This is a genomic window from Streptococcus infantis, assembly GCF_047464715.1.
GTDB classification, from domain to species: Bacteria; Bacillota; Bacilli; order Lactobacillales; family Streptococcaceae; genus Streptococcus; species Streptococcus infantis_S.
Genome location: NZ_JASHBJ010000009.1, coordinates 1 through 18,190 on the forward strand (window position 1 = coordinate 1; position 18,190 = coordinate 18,190).

The following is an 18,190-nucleotide window of genomic DNA, read 5'->3' on the forward strand; positions in this document are numbered from 1 at the left end:
CTCCTACCGATAACTATTTATTATCACTATACAAAGCTCCTAAATAAGTTTATAATAGCATGATTATTGATGAAGGAGATTTTCATGGATTATAAACTTATTTCTACTTACTTAGATTATTGCAAAACTCATAAACGTTTGAGTTCACATACGATTCGAGCTTATAAAAATGATCTTATGCAATTTTATAACTCAAACTATAATAATGTCGAATCCTATATCGAACACTTGACACAATCTAATATAAAAACGAATACACTAAGAAGAAAAATTGCTTGTATGAAGGTGTTTTATAATTATCTAAAATACCAGAACATAATTGAAGAGAATCCTTTTAATCAATTACGTTTTCAATTTAGAACTGAAAAAATATTGCCTAAAACGATTCCTTATGATATTTTGAAAGATATTTTTTTATATTTAGAGCAGAGAGTAGTTATATCTAAAACTGACTATCAAAAACAAAAAGCTGAAAGAAATTTACTAATTATTTCTCTTTTACTTTCGACGGGTATCAGAATTTCTGAACTTTGTCACATTCATCTCAAAGATATCAATCTTTCCAATAAGACACTCCATATTATAGGGAAGGGGAAGAAAGAACGTATCCTATTTTTAGGAGATCAAATAACATTTAGCTTATTAGAAACATATATAAATAACTACTGTTTTCAAGCCAGTGACTACCTATTCCCTGGAAAATATTCTCTCAAACCATTATCAGAGCAAAGTGTACGTTTAATTCTAAATAATCTTGTTGAACAACATAACTTAACTACACCTATTACCCCCCATATGTTTAGACATAGTTTCGCAACAATGCTTCTAGATAACGACGTAGATATTCGATACATTCAACAAATTCTTGGACATAGTTCTATCTCAGTCACACAAATCTATACTCATGTATCTCAATCAAAACAAAAAGAAATTCTAACTCTGTGTAATCCCATCGCTTCAATTCATTCACAGTGAAAAAATAGGGTTATTTCCATGGAAGTAACCCTATTCTGATGCCATCTTTTTAAAGATATTCTCTAGTGATTAAATATTAACGAAGATAACGATAATATTATGCGCGTTAATCATAAATCACTTTTATTTTAAACTCAACTCTTATATTCGATATATTCTAGATCCTAATAATTAGCTTATTCACTGTAAGGCTACTTATAAAATAAACTATGGGAATTTTTCCTCTAATTATAGTAATTAAACTAAGTCACAAATTATCTTTGTAAAAGTAATTTATAATTTTCTATCATCTAAATTAAACACTTTACTCATTCTAAAATTTCATTATCCTGACAGAAGAAATGTACATTCTTTAAATCAAGATGTTCTATCTGAATGTCACGGCGGACAATTGCCATTTATAGCAATCCTATATCAATCATAAACTCCACAAAATCAGGATTGTTTTCATACAATTGCAACAAAATTTCTTGACTACGGTGATATAATTCTTCTATATTATACTACAAAAAGAGAGCGTTTCCGCTCCCTTTTTTACTCTGGCAATTCTACCTTCAAACTCATATCTGTTGGTTGCAATACTTTCTGAACCGCTGCAAGAAAGGCTAGTCCATTATCCGATGGAGAATACTGGAAGGTAATATGGATGACTTTTTTGTCAAAGTTATCGCCATATCTCTCCACATACTGCTTGCTTTCGAGGAAGTAGATATAGTTGTTGAGTTTTTCTTGAAGCTTCAACAAGTGTTCTTCTTCCAGAGATTCTATCCATTTATTCTCATCAATCAACAACAACTCTAGATGATCATCAGAGACGCCCATCGCATCGATACTTGTAACGTCTAGTACAATTTCCTCAACTTCTTTAATAGACTCTACTACTTTAGGTGGATTGTCATATTTTTCCTTGAATTCCTTGAGAATCTTCTCCACCTTTTCTTCGTCACACTGTCTGTATAAAGGATCACGATCTAATGCATTACACAGCCCTTGATATAACCAATCTTTCTTCTGCTCATCTGATAGATTAGAAATACTCTCTATAATATTTCTTACTAACTCATCGGTCTTAATAACAAAGGGAAGGCTAATATATCTTTTCAAACGCCTATTTTGAATGAAAATATAATCAGTCACCTTATCTAATTTGACTAGGTCAATCGATAAGCTAAAATCTTTCAAGATTTCAAAAGTTCTTCTCACTATATCCTTATCACCTTCTGCATACAGAGGGAATAAGCAATATTCCATCAATACACTAATATCTGTACTATCCAAGTCATAAGAATCCCGTTCTCGTATACGATATTTTGCATCTGTACCTAAAAAAGCTTCTTTCTCTTTTCCTTCTCTCATCACATTACGATAAAAATTAATAAAAGATTCATAATCTTTAGGCTTTGGTATTTCAAATTTTTCCATTTATTTACTCCATTGATTAATTCTAAAAATTCCTTCAACTTGCTCAATTTCATTAGTGCCAGGCTTATAGACACGTGGATTTTTGATTTCATAATAACCTTGACGTTCAATCGCAGATAGAAAGTCATCGTAAGAATGCCCCGTTGTGTCAATCGTTGGCATAAGTAGTTCGCCTTTTAGAAATGCTAAATAATCTTTTTATAAATTTAGTCTCATTATACCACAAAAAGAGAGCGTTTCCGCTCCCTTTATTACTCTGGCAATTCTATCTTCAAACTCATATCTGTAGGTTGTAACACCTTCTGAACCGCTGCGAGAAAGGCTAAACCGTTATCAGATGGAGAATATTGGAAAGTGATATGGATGACTTTTTTATCAAAGTTATCGCCATATCGTTCTGCATACTGCTTACTTTCTAGGAAGTAGATATAGTTGTTGAGTTTTTCTTGAAGCTTCAACAAGTGTTCTTCTTCCAGAGATTCTATCCATTTATTCTCATCAATCAACAACAACTCTAGATGGTCATCTGAAACACCCATCGCATCGATGCTTGTAACGTCTAGTTCAATTTTCTCAACTGTTTTAATGGTTTCTACTACCTTAGGTGGATTGTAGTATTTTTCCTTGAATTCCTTAAGAATCTTCTCTACCTTTTCTTCATCACACTGTCTGTATAATGGACTACGGTCTAATACATTACATAGTCTTTCATAGGTATAAGTACGTTTCTGCTCATCTGATAATTTTGAAATACTTTCTATAATATTTCTTACCAACTCATCTGTTTCAATAACAAAGGGAAGGCTTGTATATCTTCTTAAACGACTGCCTTGCATAGAAATATAATCAGTCACCTTATCTAATTTGACTAGGTCAATCGATAAGCTAAAATCTTTCAAGATTTCAAAGGTTCTGCGCGCTATATCCCTATCACCTTCCACATACAAAGGATATAAGCAATATTCCATTAATACTCCAATATCTGTACTATCCACTTCATAAGAATCTCGTTGTCGAAAACGATACTTAGCATCCGTCCCCAGAAAAACTTCAGCTTCTTTCCCTTCCTTCATTATTTCACGATAGTCTTTTACAAAATTTTGATAGTTTTCTTTATTTTTCAATTTATATGCCTGCATTTATTTACTCCATTGATTTATTCTGAAAATTCCTTCAACTTGCTCAATTTTATTAGTGCCTGGTTCATAGACGCGTGGATTTTTGATTTCATAGTATCCTTGACGTTCAATCGCAGATAAAAAGTCATCATAAGAATGTCCCCTCATATCAATTGACGGCATGAGCAACTCGCTCTCAGACATATTAATGTTAGAACCAGCCCACGTTTTGGCCCCCGGGATATTTAAGGATGAAGAGCCTGGCGTATCCCCATTCGGAAATTGTATCCAGCCTTTTTTATCCATATTCTTGACAAGTTCCGGACTGTACTCATATTGAAACATACCTGTATCGTATGTATCATCTCCAACTCCTTTGACTGTCGCAATCTCATGACCTGATTTCAGAGCTCCATTCTTATCATACAAGAGGGCAGAATCTTCTACAATACTTGTTGTGAAGTTTCCTTGACCAATCCCATCTTGAGTTACACGCCCTACAGAAGAACCTTTTTCACCAAAAACGAAATCTTCTATACTTTGTCCATTTACAACAGAGGAAGCCCCACCTTCTAAATAAGGCTGCTTAATGGCCTCTTTGTATACTTCTGGATAATCGTACTGTCTAGCCTCATACATCTTATAAAAGGTTTCTTTATTTGGGACTGCTCCTTCTTTAACAGCACGTTCCGCATACATATCAAAAGTTTCCTTAAATGCCGCTTGTTTCTCTGCTGTATTCCACCTTGTTTCCCAACTTGCAAGTTCATCGAATTTTGCGAATGTCGCCTTTTTGATTTCTGGTGACACATGCTCAATTGAAATATCCGATGTTTTGTGAGAAATAATCTCAATTCGAGTTCCTGGTTCAATTTTAGTACCACCTACAAAACGACCTTTTCCTTCACCTACGATAGTACCACCATTTTTTGATAAATTATCCAGAATCTCTTGACGTTTAACGGATAAACCACCTTTTGCAGTTGTATAATCTTGAATGCGGATTTTTCCAGTTTCATCTATACCGACTGCTTTTAATTGAATACGCTGAATTTCACCTGCCGCATTACGAGTCTCAACGGTTATTTTCGTTTCGACATCTTTGAAATTTGTCTTGAAGTCACCAATCTTTTTAGTTGAAAACTCTTTATAGTTAGCAAAATTTGGTTCAGATACGTTATTTTTTACCTTATTGAGACTAAACTTGCTAGCTGCTGAGGAGGCTGCATATCCTCCTAAGATATTCCCAATAAAGTTTGCGGTTTGGGCATCTTCTTCGCTTCCACCCGCAAGCTTGGTCCCATGGTATGCAACCTGACCCGCTGTATAGGCACCTGCTTCCCCTATCGCAAACTGGGTCAAGCCTTGCACAACACTCTGGGTCTGCCCTATAGGAATCATGATAGCACTCGCTGTCACAAAGACATTCCCAACCTCATGATACAGCTTGTCATTGCCCATGAAAACTGTATCTCTGATAGGGTTCTTTGCCTTGGTCTGGATATCCCCTGCATTTCCAAGCTGAATATTATGAATCCCTTCTTCTGCATTAGATAACCCATAGACACTCGTCCCAAAACCCACGACACCGCCTGCAACAACTAATGGAGTCGCAGCACCCATAGTTGATACAACCGCTACAATACCAATCACTGCCGTGAATACGCCAATACCCAAGTCTATCCAACCCTTCTTGGCGCGGTCCTCGGCAGCCAAGGCCTCAAAACGTGCCTTATCCCTCTCCTGGGCTGCTTTCACGCGTTCAACGCGACTCTCCATCTGCTTGGCGGCTTGGTCATAAGCCAGCGCAAAGCGTTGGACAGATTTGAGCTTGCCAAAGTCTCCCGATTGATAGGTCCCGACATTACGAGATTTTCCTGCATGTTCTGCGATCAAGGCCTTGGTTGCTGCTAGGAGTTCCTTAAAGGCCACCAAATCCTGCCCCGAATGACTACTCTCATATTGAGTAATCGATGTATCCAAGTTCTTAAGCTGATTCATGAGGAAGTTGTAGTTCATGATCGTACTGGTATGACTGCTTCCCTCATAACTCACCAAATCAGAAATATCACTCTTGGTCGTCTTCAAGAGTTCAATCTCGGGCTTTAACTTATCCCTCGAGCCCTTTAAGTCACTATGAAGACGTGTAAACTCCTTGCCAGGTAGCTTTGTATGCAGGAAGCTATCTATCTGGTAGTAGCCGTCCTTGTACAGTAGGAGGTTGGTTGAGTAGTCATTCATCAAATTGACCAGTGTCTGAAGCAGAGTCCCATGCACCTCTACTAGGTAAGTGCGCATACTCGAGATAGCCTTACCTTGGAGGTTTTGATTCTTTATGAAGTCGTTCATAGCCTTGTTTAGACTAGACATGGACTCTCCCCAAGCATTCATTGTCTTTTGAGTTTCCACTTGAACAGAGGTGATATCATCAAATTTTATATTGTAACTCATGATACCTCCCTACTGCAAACCAGGAAACATGTTTTGACCCAAGACACTATCAGTTCTGTACATCTCTTTCCCTGTAGCCGTCATCAAAGCGAGATCCGCTCCCAATAGAGCCGTGTAGGACTTCACCAGCTGGTAGAGTTCGTTGAATTGTTCCTGGTACAAATCCAGTGCTTTCGACTCACCTGATGTATTGAAAGTTGGCTTCCCAACTCCTGCAAAACTCTCCTTAGCTTTGGACATACTACTGACATGCGAACCAAATATAACATCGGATAATTGAATGGTTCCAAACATATTTCTAGCCCTCCTTCGTATGTAGTAGCTTATCGATGAAATTCCCCAAATTATTAATCTGACTTTGGCACCAACCAATAATGCCATTTTCTTCGTTCTTTTTGTTCTCTAATCTAGTGATTTCATCACAGATGGCATCATAGAAGGTATTCATCTCTGTTTGAAAATTTGTATACTCAGTGGAGAAGGTCTCCCACTGCTTGAGGAAAGCGTCTTTTTGTTTCCCATGCCAATCCGGTTGGATATTGCGATGATTGATAGGATACCTGATATCGTGAACATTTCTTTGAATTTTGCTTACAGACTTCTTGGCAGTGCGAAGACGTTCCAATTGTTCATCGATGGAGGTGATTCGGGATTGAGCGGATGAGATACTAGAGTAGTGGGCATTCACTTGGTTTTGAAGAGAATAAATTTGATTGTAATCAATTTCTCCCATCTCTTAGCCTCCTAATTCATTTACTTCGTTCAATTCAGCCACATTTCCTTTAGGAATATCCGTTTCATCTATCACAGCCGCAATATTTTCTAACATGAGTTCATTCTCATCATTAGTATATCCCTCTTGAACAATCTTAAAAATATCTTCATGATTGAAGTAGATCAAATTTTCACCTACGACCCCTTCAGGATATAGGCAAGCACCGTAGTCAAAGCGATAAATATTTCCCTTAACAGGAACAGCAATCACTCGTGAGATAATCATCATTTTCTTTGTATTCCCTTTTAAAATAATGATACTCCCGAGTGGCAACATAGTCGTTTCTTTCATTGTATCCCTTTCTAAATTTCTAATAATTGAACAAATTCATAACGATCTGGATATAGAATGTGTCCTTGGTTAGGTTTAAGCGCAGGCTCATTCATGATATAAGGATAGCGAGTATGGTCTTGATCGCTAATACGTACACCAAGAAAGACCTGTTCTACTAACTGATTAGCTAGTTTGACAAAATTATCGTATCGATTTGTTACTAGATCCTGATAAGCACCAGCAAACACCAATGTTACTCCATAGCGAGGACCTTCTGTAAGGAGCTCTTTGAAGTCTACTTCATTCATCCCTGCTACCATAGCTGTCGCAGCAATGTCTGGTATCAAAATCAACCATTTTGGATAATCCTGATCTGGAGACGCAACGCGTTTCCTAAAGTCTTCCAGTATCGTCTTCATCACATCAGCAACCTCCAAAGAACTATCAAAACGCTGAATACCAGTAAAGAATTGACTACTAATACGTTGACTAGAATCTAGAATAACCGTATTATACTTGTCTGACAAACGTTTCAGATGATACTCTAATAATTTGTAGTAGTTTGTTACAAAGGCAGGACTGTCTGAAGCAATAAGAATAGGTCGGTCAAAGCTAAATGATGCTGGAACAACAGCTTCTCTTTCAAGCCCCAAGATAAAGTCTTGACTGTTTTTTAAGAGATCTGACATTACCTCTTTGGTTACCTTCTCTGGCAACATTGGGATACCTGCAGGAAGTGGTCCATCGTATGCTGCAACCATTGCTTCTTGTTCTTTACGAACTTCTTTTATGTAGTCCGTATAGTATTCACTGCTGTATGGCAACATCACCTGGAATTGGACGATGTCGTCAAATTTAGCTATCGCCCGACCTTTGATTTCATCGAGCGGAATATTAGATCGTCCTACTACTCCTGACAAATCACTATTGTCAAACAAGAATAGAGAAATCTTGGTCTTAAAGTTAGATTGTAACTGTAGACGCATGGCATTGAGACGAGAAAGTGTCACAACTAGATAGATTCCTAGAGAGGCACCATCGCGAGCAATGACATTTAAAGTATCATAAAAGGCATCTACGAAAACTGCATCCATAACGCTATCAAATCCATCTATCTCAATGAAAATCGTTGGGAAAGACTCATCAGACAACTGATTGTACTGCGTAAGGTTTGTAGCTTTTGCTTGAGAAAGAGCACGTTTACGAGTTTTTATCTCTCTATTCAAGAATCGTAGTGATTTCATGATTTTCTCAGTTTCATCAAGTGTAAAATAATCTGCAATATGAGGAAAATCAGAAATAGAGATTAACCCACTGGTACCAAAGTCATAGAGATAAAAGTGAACTTGTTCAGGTGTATGCTTACGAATGACATCCATCGCAAAGTTCTGAAGAAAAGTTGACTTCCCGAATCCTGGACTAGAAACTAATAAAATATGTCCTCTTTGTTCCATATTGAAATAAAGTGGCGATTGTTCCTGTCTTTCAGGAATATCTTGATATCCAACTAAAATCGGTTGTAGATCTTCTGAATGCCCCCAATAATCTTTGAAGTTAGTTGATTGTATATCTTTAGTATATATTTTTTCTTCAAGTGGTGGCAACCACGGACTTGCTACTTGATTTATATCAAGACTATCAAATACTTCGCGAGCATTTTCTACAATGGCATCTAATTCTGTTGGAATAGCCTTTGCTTCTTTTTTATTGACTAAACCACTCAAGTCTTTATTAATGGCATTATACTGACCATTACTTGTAATCTCATATACAGTTGTATTTTTTTGAACATGGTTTCGACCTTCTGGATTATAATCTGCACCCGACCATGCACTCTGGAACAGCTCATAAATTTCATTGTTCCCGACTTGAAGATAGGCTCTACCTGTCTGTGTGATTTCTGCGGCATCAGGTGTTTTAATTACTTCTCTAGAATCTGCAGCATCTTGTACCTTAAGAGCTATCTTAAACTTAGAGTTCGACCAAATTTGATCATTGACAACTCCACTTGGTTTCTGGGTTGCCAAAATTAATTTAACTCCCAATGAACGACCAATACGAGCAGTAGATACCAATTCATCCATGAAATCAGGTTGATTTGCCTTCAATTCAGCAAACTCATCACTAATGATTAATAAGTGAGGTAATGGTTCTTTAACCTTCCCTTCTTTGAAGAGTTTCATATACTGATTGATATGATTCACATCATTCTCTGCAAAAATACGCTGACGTTTCTTAAGTTCAGCTTTGATAGATACCAAAGCTCGATTAGCTTGGTTTCCATCCAAGTTCGTAATAGTACCAACAACGTGAGGGAGGTCTGCAAAGAGATTGGCCATCCCCCCACCCTTATAGTCAATCAATAGGAAGGCAACTTCATATGGGTGATAGTTCACAGCCAAAGAAAGAATATAGGACTGAATAAGTTCAGACTTACCTGATCCTGTAGTACCAGCAATCAAGCCGTGAGGTCCATGCGCTTTCTCATGAATATTTAGATAAAGAATATCATCCCTACCTCGAACTCCTAGAGGAACTGCCATTGTTTGGAAAGTTTCATTTTCTTTCCATCGTTTTAAAAGATTTAGTTCCTCAACTTTATTGACCCCATACATTTCAAGGAAGGTAATACTATTTGGAATAGAATTACGTAATGTCTGAATATGATGAATACCAGCGAGGTTTCTAGCAAAATTTTCCTTCTCAGATAAGCTTACGGGTGGAAGAGGTGTAATTTCTTTATTTGTATAATTCCCATCCTGAAGCAATAATGTAGCTTTTTTATCTCCTCGATAGTCAACAACCGTCTTAACATGTTCTGGCAGACTTTCAAGTACTTCTTCTACGAAAATATAATGAATACCTAGATAAGATAAGTCTTCATTTATATATTCCATAATATTGTGATCTAACATCAGACTTAAATCTGTAATAAAGAGAATATAATGAGGACTATATTGCTTTTCTTTTCCTTTGTCCTGCTCACTATCCAACTTTCTATCTTTAATAATTTGATAGAGGGATGTTAATAATTGGTCACGAGTTCGTTGATTGTATACAAAACCTCGGCTATTTAGTGCTTTTATTTTGGTATGAGATAACCATCGACTCCAATTCCATAGCTCCAACTCTTCCTCTCGAAAAATTGGGATAAACTGTAAATCATGGTAACTTTGGAAAGTCGCCAATTGCATCATCATTTGTTGAACTTGCTCAATTACTATTTGTCGTGTTCCTATATATCCCGTAGGATTTGTTAATGTATGAGTAATAGGTACCTGCTTGGTCACACGATAGTATGAAAGAAGTTCTTGAATTTTCTGGTTAGCAGCTGCATTATATTTAGTTAACTCAGAATTTGAATACTCAATAGAAAAACTAGAATCAATTTCTCCCAAACCTAAACGATAAGATAAAAAATCAAAGTGATAGAGTGTTTTTTCATAAATACGTCGGTCAGTTTTTTCTACCATTTCTAAAATCTGAGGCATATCAGGAAAATGATAAACAAGAGCTTCAACTTGTTCATCTCGTAGATCAGCTAATTGTGAATATTTGGTTTCCAAATATTTCATATACTCTGTAATCTTCTGTTCCTGAAGTTCTTTATGTGATTTTTTATCAGAAAAATAAGTATGAATAGAAGTCCCGATAGTAATGACAGACATCCCCATCATCATAAACATCATTCCACCACTACGTGTAAAGTAAACCGTTAGTAATGTAAAAATGATCATTGCTAAAGGAGTAATAATCAATCTTAGTAATGATTGTTTTTTCCCTTCATCATCTGTTGGCGCCGAAGCAATTGTTACTTTATCATCTGGTTCTCTCAGAATAATTCGTGGAGAACGATGAAATTCCTTTGAGCGATCTTCTGTCGATACTTCAGAAAAGGGCAATAAAGATGTCTCAACAGAAAACAATGAATGGATAGATAAAATTTGTTTTTGAACAGATAAACCGACCCCTTGTTCAAACACAATTTGATCCAGATCTTGAATGTTATGTTTTCCTGTTTTTCTTTCACCGTTAATATAATATGGACTAACACTATAAATTGTCTTATTTATCCCATCAAAAGTCAAAATGATTTCTGTAGGAAAATCAACTAAGCGAATGGTTGCTTCTTTCTTATCTGATAAATAAAGAATTCTCTCAGGAAGAAGATAGTACTCTGTATCCCCAACCACAAGTAAAGAAATATTTGTCTTCTCATCTATAGAAATTCGATGACTTCCATAAGTATAAGTTTTTCCTAATAATTCAACTCCAGTTTCCTTGACATCCAACATTATATTCTCAAGACAAGGAAGATAAATATTAGAATCAACTGAAGAACCCATTTGATAGGTATTTCCTGCATAGAGTGGATAGACATTGTCTTCAAAAAATAAATAATTCATACACCACTCCTATCTTGATTCTTTTGAAACCACATTCGACTTGCTAACTTCTGGTGTTAGGTAATTCTTCTTCAATTCTTCCAATTTACCCTTATAATTATTTAACTGCTCAGTACGTTGTTCTGATGTTAGATTAGGGTTTCTCTGGACTTCATCAATCTTTTTAGTAAGACCATACATCAATAATTGGGGGTCATCTAAGTAACTTGCAATATCCATTGCTTCATCAATTTTTGACTGGCCAATTAACACCCAATAACGCAGATAGTCTGTATTTGATTGAGTTGATATTTTTGATAACTCTGTCTTTTGCGCCTCCGTTAAGGGTTCAGTCTTAATCACCGAATAGGCTACCATATAGGAGTCATCCTGGCTAAGCGATTTAGAATCTGTATTTTTTACGGTTGATACGACCGTTGAATAATCTTGATGAACAAAAGCAAGACGCAAATCTGATATCATTTGTTGGCTAGGCATAGCAAACAATAGAAAATAAAGTACTCCAACCAATGAGAAAAAACCAATAAGAGATGTGATTAAGGTAGTTAACTTTAATCTAGATACTAGTTTATTAGGAACTCGTGAAAATTTTTCCTTATTTTGTTTCCTTTCTTCTAGGTATTTTTCTTCTAACAAAGATATAATTTCATCTAAGGTTTCTGCTTTCATAATAGTTTCACAGAATAGTTTTCCCTTATAAAATGGTGACTGTCCCTCTATCAATTTCTCATAACTTGTTTTTTTATCAAGCAAAGACACGATCATAGCCTTGAAGTTAACAGTAAACTCATCTAAACTTACAACATCATATGGTGGCACTTGTCCTTTAACACCGCGGAAAACAAATAAAGGATTCCCATTTCGAGAAAACACTAAATTATTAGGAGATAAATTATACGTGTAAATAGAATCTTGCAATGCATGAAACAATTGACCAATATTTATTAAATGACGTAACTTTTCTTCGTCAATCATGGTAATCAGCTTATCCCAGGAATAATATTCATCTGTCAATAGACTTTCAATTGTTAATTTACCTTCTTCTTCGATTACATTTTGATTAACAAAATAAGGTTGTTCTGCTACTAATAAAGCATACGCTATTTCACGATTACCTTTGATATCGCCAACTACCAATTCAAGTTTTTGCACTTCCATACTAACTCCCCTAATTATATTCTCTCTAATTTTAATAATACGCCGTCTTTCACTAAAGCTAAGCTACTAGTACTAGCAAGTATATCCCCAGACTGCTGATTTCTTACACTTGGATTGAATACCTTAACCTCTGCGCCATAAGTTTCTAAAACAATTTGTATTAATTCTTTTACGGTTAATTCGACAGGAACTCTTAAATCTAAAATTTTAGATAAAAAAGGACTACAATCAAGACTAATATTAATGTACTCTTCCATAAAAACCTCCTAAACTTAAACCTATTCCGTTATAATTATTATATCATGTGAAACATGATTATAAAAGAACTTTTCGCCTATAAAAAAGGAGATACGATTGTATCTCCTCAAAATATTTTTCTACCAAATTTTATTGTTTAGGTTTATGTAATTTTTTATATAAAAGAGAATAAATTGTGATAATCATTCCTAGTATAAACAATAAAATTGTAGTCCAAGAAATAGGAGCTTTTACGTTATTAAGCGACACATTCTTCTTATCACTACGGTTCATTTGAATTTGACCAGAAAATAAGGCAGATTGATACTCATCAACGATATTTCTGACTTCTACTTTAGTGATAAATAAGGTTGTTTGAAATGATTGATACTTTTCTCTATCATTTTTTTTTGCAGCATCAATAGCTTTGTATGTGTCAGGTTGAAATAACTTTGTTAAATTACTCTCCTGCTCAAAATATTGTATTTCTGTTTTCTTAGGATTTTTATCTAAAGACGTATCTATTTGCAAAGAACCATCATTTGCAAAAGCTACACTTCCACTCGTAAAAAATGAAAACAATAGAAAGATAAAGACGATAGTTTTTTTCATGTTAGTTATTGTCCTTAACTTGTCGATACAAGAAACTATTCCAAAGTCCCAAAGCAATCGTTAAAACAACGATTACAATCATTGACGGAACAATTCCACTTTGCTGATTAACAAACAGTTTCACAACACCTTCAAGATAAGTCAAAGGAGAAAGAGTTCCCAAAATAGGAGTTGAATTCACATAATATTCATCAAAGAGTTGGGTTGCAGTAATGATATAAATTAATATCAGACTAACGCTTATTAAAAATCCTAAACTTCTAAGCCTATCAATAAGAATATTAAGACCATATGTCATCATCAGACTTATTATGGAAAGAAGTACTACAAATGCACTCAATTGCGGAATAGAAAAACCAAGTTTAACTCCAGCAATAATTGCAATTATAAAGCCAGCAATCACAGAAATAAGGCTTAGGAAAAGCATCGGTCCAGAAGAATTTCTCCACGATAAACGATCTTTCAAATTCATGATTCTTTGCAATTCCACTTTGTCTGCATGTTGGAAAAGATAAGCAATAACCAAACTAACCAGATAGCTAATCAAAATAATCAGAAGACCTGATCTCTCATCTTGACGACTAGACTGTGACTGTGATTTAGTTGCGGCTGATACTACATTGCCAATTTTTGAAGCATCTACAGGATTAGATAAGTATTCATATACTGCATCATTTTTAGTATTACCTGTTTTTGTATTGCTCAAAACAGTAGAAAAGTTTTTAAGGAATTCTTCATTTGATCCATACTCACTAGACATAATATTTTTCAACTCAGAAACGCGAGTACTTAATGATTCTCCATCTTTTTCCAAATTATTGATATCTTTTACCAATTGAGAAATTGTCGAATCAATTGTCTGAGAAACAGCTTGATTTGCTTGTGTATTAGTCATCAAAGTTTGACTAGCTGACATTAACTTAACCAGGTCACTGTTCATATCCATACTAACTGTAACCATATTTGTATTGTCTACTTTTTCTGTTTCAACAAAGTTTGGTTTGGATTCAATAGTTTTATCTACCTCTGAAGCCTGTTCAATTAACTGACTCAACTGAGACGTTAAATCACTTGTTGTTGTTCTCAATTGTTCAATATTTGATGTCAACTTCTCAGCATTTGCTAATCGAGACTGAATCTCATTCATTTTTTCATCAGAAACTTTTAAATCAGATTTCAATGCTTCCACAGTAGCAGTTTTTATTAAGCTTGTCACAATTGTTTTAAGATCATCATTATTTACTAACGCTGCAAGAGAACCTTCTGCTGGGATAAACATATGTTCTGAATACGTATTTTTAGATAGATCTAAACCATAATATGCAGTAACAAGACCTGACAACTGTAAATAACCATCTACATCTTTATAAACAGCTTGAGTTAATTTTGTAGGACTATACTCCCAGTTCGAAATAACATCTTGCATTTCATAGTGACGATTCAAAACCTTCTTTTCTGTCTGATTCGTCTTAGTAATCGTGATGGTCTTCGTTATAGTGAGAACATCTTTTGGCTTCTTCTCTTCAGGTGTAGCAGCACTTGAACCTGTATCGGTAGTAGATGTAACAGGAGTATCTGAAGTAGCTGGTGCAGAAGGAACTGTATCCTTCTCTGTTTTCTCTGTTCTCTCTTTTTCTAGATCAGGGGCATCTTCCTTTATGACTTTTACATCTTCTGTCGTATCTAACTGATACTTAACAAACACAGGAGATAGTACACTGATGTCATTTTCATTCTTGATAGCCAGCGTATAAGAAACAACTGTACCAGTAGAAGCTTCACTGGTTATATTTATCTGATAGTTACCACCTCCAAGGTCGGAAAATCCATAGTTTGATTCTTTTAGGTAGTAACCACTTGGTACTGTTAATGTTAATTTTGAAATTTTTCCTTCAAATGATGGTAAAGATATCTCTCGTTTTGTTGTACTCTTGGATTTAATGTCATCCTTTAGGCGAGAAAATTCTTCATTTTCAAGAGTTGTAGCTTTCAAAGTAGGCAACTCTTTCCCCGTCTTCTTACTATACCACTGCATAAAAGCACTAATATTTTTCAAATGTTGTTTATCAGAACTAGACAAAGAAAGATTATCAATAGCTGCGTCATCATAATATACACTAGGCCATTTGCTTGTGATTTGATCCTGCATACTAGTGTTCAATGTTTTGATATAACTGCCGAGTGTTTTACTAGCCTCATCTACTGTTGAAGAATTTTTGGTCAAAGAAGATTCTACAGCGTCCTTAATTTTTGTATCATAATTTGACAAAGTATCATCAATATCTTTATTATTATTCTTTAGAATCTCAAGAAGAGAAGCGATATCTTTATTATAGGAGGCAACTGTATCTGAAGTTTCTTTCCAAATAGCAGGCTCAGATAAATTATCATTGATATGAGTATTTATACTGCCCAGTTTAGATAATTGTTCCTTAACAGATAATTTAGAAAAGTCTTTATCATAGTTTGACAAAGTTTGCTCTCTAGTATCCAAAGACTGTTGCCATTTTTCCTGTTGCGCTTTGATTTGTTCTATTGTTCCCTCATATGTTTTATCAACAGAAACAATTGATTTAAAAGCATCATTCGTATTTAATAAATCTTTATTAAAAGATGAATAAGCTGACAACAAATTATTCGGTGATGAGCTTAATCCATTAAATTGTTGACTGTATTGAGCAAGTGGACCTACTAACTTATTGTTAAAAGTTGATAGTGATTCTTGTTCATTTGTAACGACATCAGCAACCTGTCCTTGCGCTGTCTTCAAATTTCCAATAATACTAGTGAAATAAATATTAATTAAGTCCTTATTAAAAAGTTCTTTAAAAGCTACTACTGCTTGTTCTGCCTGTTTGACAGTTAGTTGATCACTTGATTGAATTTGATATTGAAACGTTGCCTGAACAGGTGAAGTTGACTCAATAGCTAAAGCTTCTTCTGAAAATTTACTTGGCAAGACTATCATCAACTGATAAGTATCATTCTTCAAACCACTTTCAGCAATTGAACGGGAAACCACTTCCACTTTGTAATTATTTTTTGAAATAAATGAATTTACTAAAGTATTAGCAATGTTAATCTGTTGTCCATTGTATACTTTTCCTGCATCTTCATTAACAACAGCAACTTTAATAGGAGCTTGTTGCACCGAAGATTCTGAGTTTGCCTGGCTGATAGGTGTTGGTTTTACAATGGCAAAGAAGGATACTATTATTGTAATAAATAACAATAATGCCCCTAGACTAAATAAAACTTTTTTATTCACATTTTCTCCTTAACTAAAATGTAAGAAAGGTTGAGGATTACTCCTCAACCTCGGCCTTAAATTATTGAAGACCAAAGTTTTTAGATAAATCTTGGTCATTTTGTTGCATTGCTTGAGCAGTCTTATCAAGTTGTGTATTGATTTGTTGCATCAAATCAGCAAAGTTCTCAACTTTTGGTTTCAATTCGAGGAATTGTTGATCAAATCCTTGGAAGGCTGCACCTTCCCACTCTGTACGCAAAGTATCTTGTAAACGTTGAAGATTGCTCAAAATAACTCTAATATCATTGGCTGCTTTTCCATAATCACGTGCACGTGATTGAAGCGTTTCTGGGGATACTCTGATTTGTCCTGACATATTGTTTACTCCTATGTTTTTATTTTATTTTTTACATTATTATTTTAACATTATTCCAATACTTACGCAAGTATTATATTAAATAATAGATACAAGTATTTTTAACAATGATTGTTTTGACGAGATAAGTTATTAAAACCTACTTAACGCATATTTAAGTGAAAAAATTCTACGATATAAATAAGCCTTCTATCATACTTTTCTGCTATCAAGCGTTGAACTTTTTCAGGAATCTTTACTAGCTCCTCCACTCGTTTAGCAAATCCGGTTGAAGATGTTCCAGTGCTATAGGGACCTGCTTGGGCATTGGTGTAATTCCCATACCCACTACTAGAGACTGTGACGTTTTCAGTAAGTCCCGTTATAGCTTGTTTCATACTCTTCCAAGTCGACAAATGAAGTTCTACATCTTTTGTCATTCCTCGCCTCCTCCTAACATGCCGAGACTATCTAGGTTTTCCACCAATTTAGGATTGGATGAAAGACCATTGAGGAAATCATCTCGTAGCTGAGCATCTTGTGCAATCCATTGCCCCATCATGTTTAAGATTTCACCATTTGCACGCCGATATAGATCACCAACTTCATTCACTTTGTTGAGCATGTCCGCATAGTGGTCCATGGCTTTTGAAGCTTCCAATTTATGAAAAGGCACTTAATGTACAGTTAAGTGCCAATATCAAAATTACAGCTGATTTTCTTTTACTTCCTCAAACCATTTTTCAAACTCTAGACGTGGAATCAATTCCTCATCCTTGTCATAACGCCCTTCATAACTATAGCGACTATCAAGACTGTTTTTCTTGGCATCATAAATCAACCACATCTCAGTTGGGTGTTCACGGTCATATTCTTGGCAAACATCAAGCATTTTCTGTATATCTTCAAGACCAAACCGTTGTACTGCTACCATCATATTTTTTGAAGTATCTACTTTTTTATTTAAAATTTCATTCACCGCATACATTTTTGTCACAGTTCCATTAATTTTATAAAAAACATCAAAAGAAAGTAACGCTTCTTCAGAGATACAATAAATGTATACTTTTTCTGCTTGATTTTGGACATATTCCATTGCTAATGAAATCATGCTAACCTGAACTTCCATAAATTTATCTTCAAATTGTGTCATTATAT

At 35.1% G+C, this 18,190-nt stretch carries 17 protein-coding genes; 1 reads left to right on the forward strand and 16 read right to left on the reverse strand.

Going from position 1 to position 18,190, the window contains the following annotated elements; genetic code table 11:
• The first annotated feature begins 84 nt into the window (after window positions 1–84).
• Window positions 85–975 carry a tyrosine-type recombinase/integrase gene (locus QM419_RS08855; RefSeq protein WP_414278534.1) on the forward strand — a complete coding sequence of 297 codons (891 nt, stop codon included), beginning with the start codon at window positions 85–87 and terminating at the stop codon, window positions 973–975.
• A gap of 534 nt (window positions 976–1,509) precedes the next feature.
• Here QM419_RS08855 and ifs (QM419_RS08860) read toward each other — a convergent pair.
• The 16 genes from ifs (QM419_RS08860) to QM419_RS08935 form a co-directional block, all read right to left on the reverse strand.
• Window positions 1,510–2,397 carry an NAD glycohydrolase toxin immunity factor gene (ifs, locus tag QM419_RS08860; RefSeq protein WP_414278535.1) on the reverse strand — a complete coding sequence of 296 codons (888 nt, stop codon included), beginning with the start codon at window positions 2,395–2,397 and terminating at the stop codon, window positions 1,510–1,512.
• Window positions 2,398–2,559, reverse strand: coding sequence for a hypothetical protein (locus QM419_RS08865; RefSeq protein ID WP_176553053.1), 162 nt, complete (start codon window positions 2,557–2,559; stop codon window positions 2,398–2,400).
• Between the two features lie 89 nt (window positions 2,560–2,648).
• The gene (gene ifs, locus QM419_RS08870) at window positions 2,649–3,536 is read right to left on the reverse strand and encodes an NAD glycohydrolase toxin immunity factor (RefSeq protein ID WP_414278536.1); all 888 of its coding nucleotides are present in this window, start codon (window positions 3,534–3,536) and stop codon (window positions 2,649–2,651) included.
• Window positions 3,537–5,966, reverse strand: coding sequence for a T7SS effector LXG polymorphic toxin (locus QM419_RS08875; protein ID WP_414278537.1), 2,430 nt, complete (start codon window positions 5,964–5,966; stop codon window positions 3,537–3,539).
• Between the two features lie 9 nt (window positions 5,967–5,975).
• On the reverse strand, window positions 5,976–6,206 hold the full coding sequence (locus QM419_RS08880; RefSeq protein WP_414278538.1) for a TIGR04197 family type VII secretion effector: 231 nt from the start codon (window positions 6,204–6,206) through the stop codon (window positions 5,976–5,978).
• A gap of 58 nt (window positions 6,207–6,264) precedes the next feature.
• A complete protein-coding gene (locus tag QM419_RS08885) occupies window positions 6,265–6,699 on the reverse strand; it encodes a DUF5082 family protein (protein WP_029689699.1) in 435 nt (144 codons plus the stop codon).
• A 3-nt stretch (window positions 6,700–6,702) separates the two neighbouring features.
• Entirely contained in the window at window positions 6,703–7,032 is a 330-nt protein-coding gene (locus tag QM419_RS08890; protein WP_006149465.1) for a DUF4176 domain-containing protein, read from the reverse strand.
• Window positions 7,033–7,043: 11 nt separating this feature from the next.
• Window positions 7,044–11,420, reverse strand: coding sequence for a type VII secretion protein EssC (gene essC, locus QM419_RS08895; protein ID WP_414278539.1), 4,377 nt, complete (start codon window positions 11,418–11,420; stop codon window positions 7,044–7,046).
• A 9-nt stretch (window positions 11,421–11,429) separates the two neighbouring features.
• A complete protein-coding gene (gene essB / locus QM419_RS08900) occupies window positions 11,430–12,578 on the reverse strand; it encodes a type VII secretion protein EssB (protein WP_414278540.1) in 1,149 nt (382 codons plus the stop codon).
• A 14-nt stretch (window positions 12,579–12,592) separates the two neighbouring features.
• On the reverse strand, window positions 12,593–12,835 hold the full coding sequence (locus QM419_RS08905; protein WP_303407506.1) for a type VII secretion protein: 243 nt from the start codon (window positions 12,833–12,835) through the stop codon (window positions 12,593–12,595).
• A gap of 130 nt (window positions 12,836–12,965) precedes the next feature.
• Window positions 12,966–13,427 carry a type VII secretion protein EssA gene (essA, locus tag QM419_RS08910; RefSeq protein WP_414278541.1) on the reverse strand — a complete coding sequence of 154 codons (462 nt, stop codon included), beginning with the start codon at window positions 13,425–13,427 and terminating at the stop codon, window positions 12,966–12,968.
• A gap of 1 nt (window position 13,428) precedes the next feature.
• Window positions 13,429–16,695 (reverse strand): type VII secretion protein EsaA, encoded by a 3,267-nt coding sequence (gene esaA / locus QM419_RS08915; protein WP_414278542.1) that lies wholly within the window; start codon window positions 16,693–16,695, stop codon window positions 13,429–13,431.
• Window positions 16,696–16,756: 61 nt separating this feature from the next.
• Window positions 16,757–17,053 carry a WXG100 family type VII secretion target gene (locus tag QM419_RS08920; RefSeq protein ID WP_303407502.1) on the reverse strand — a complete coding sequence of 99 codons (297 nt, stop codon included), beginning with the start codon at window positions 17,051–17,053 and terminating at the stop codon, window positions 16,757–16,759.
• 143 nt (window positions 17,054–17,196) lie between these two features.
• Window positions 17,197–17,472 (reverse strand): hypothetical protein, encoded by a 276-nt coding sequence (locus tag QM419_RS08925; RefSeq protein ID WP_414278543.1) that lies wholly within the window; start codon window positions 17,470–17,472, stop codon window positions 17,197–17,199.
• Window positions 17,469–17,708, reverse strand: a complete 240-nt coding sequence (locus QM419_RS08930; protein WP_414278544.1) for a hypothetical protein — start codon at window positions 17,706–17,708, stop codon at window positions 17,469–17,471. The genes QM419_RS08925 and QM419_RS08930 overlap by 4 nt, the downstream gene beginning before the upstream one ends.
• A 30-nt stretch (window positions 17,709–17,738) precedes the next feature.
• Window positions 17,739–18,185 (reverse strand): hypothetical protein, encoded by a 447-nt coding sequence (locus QM419_RS08935; protein ID WP_414278545.1) that lies wholly within the window; start codon window positions 18,183–18,185, stop codon window positions 17,739–17,741.
• Window positions 18,186–18,190: the final 5 nt, after the last annotated feature.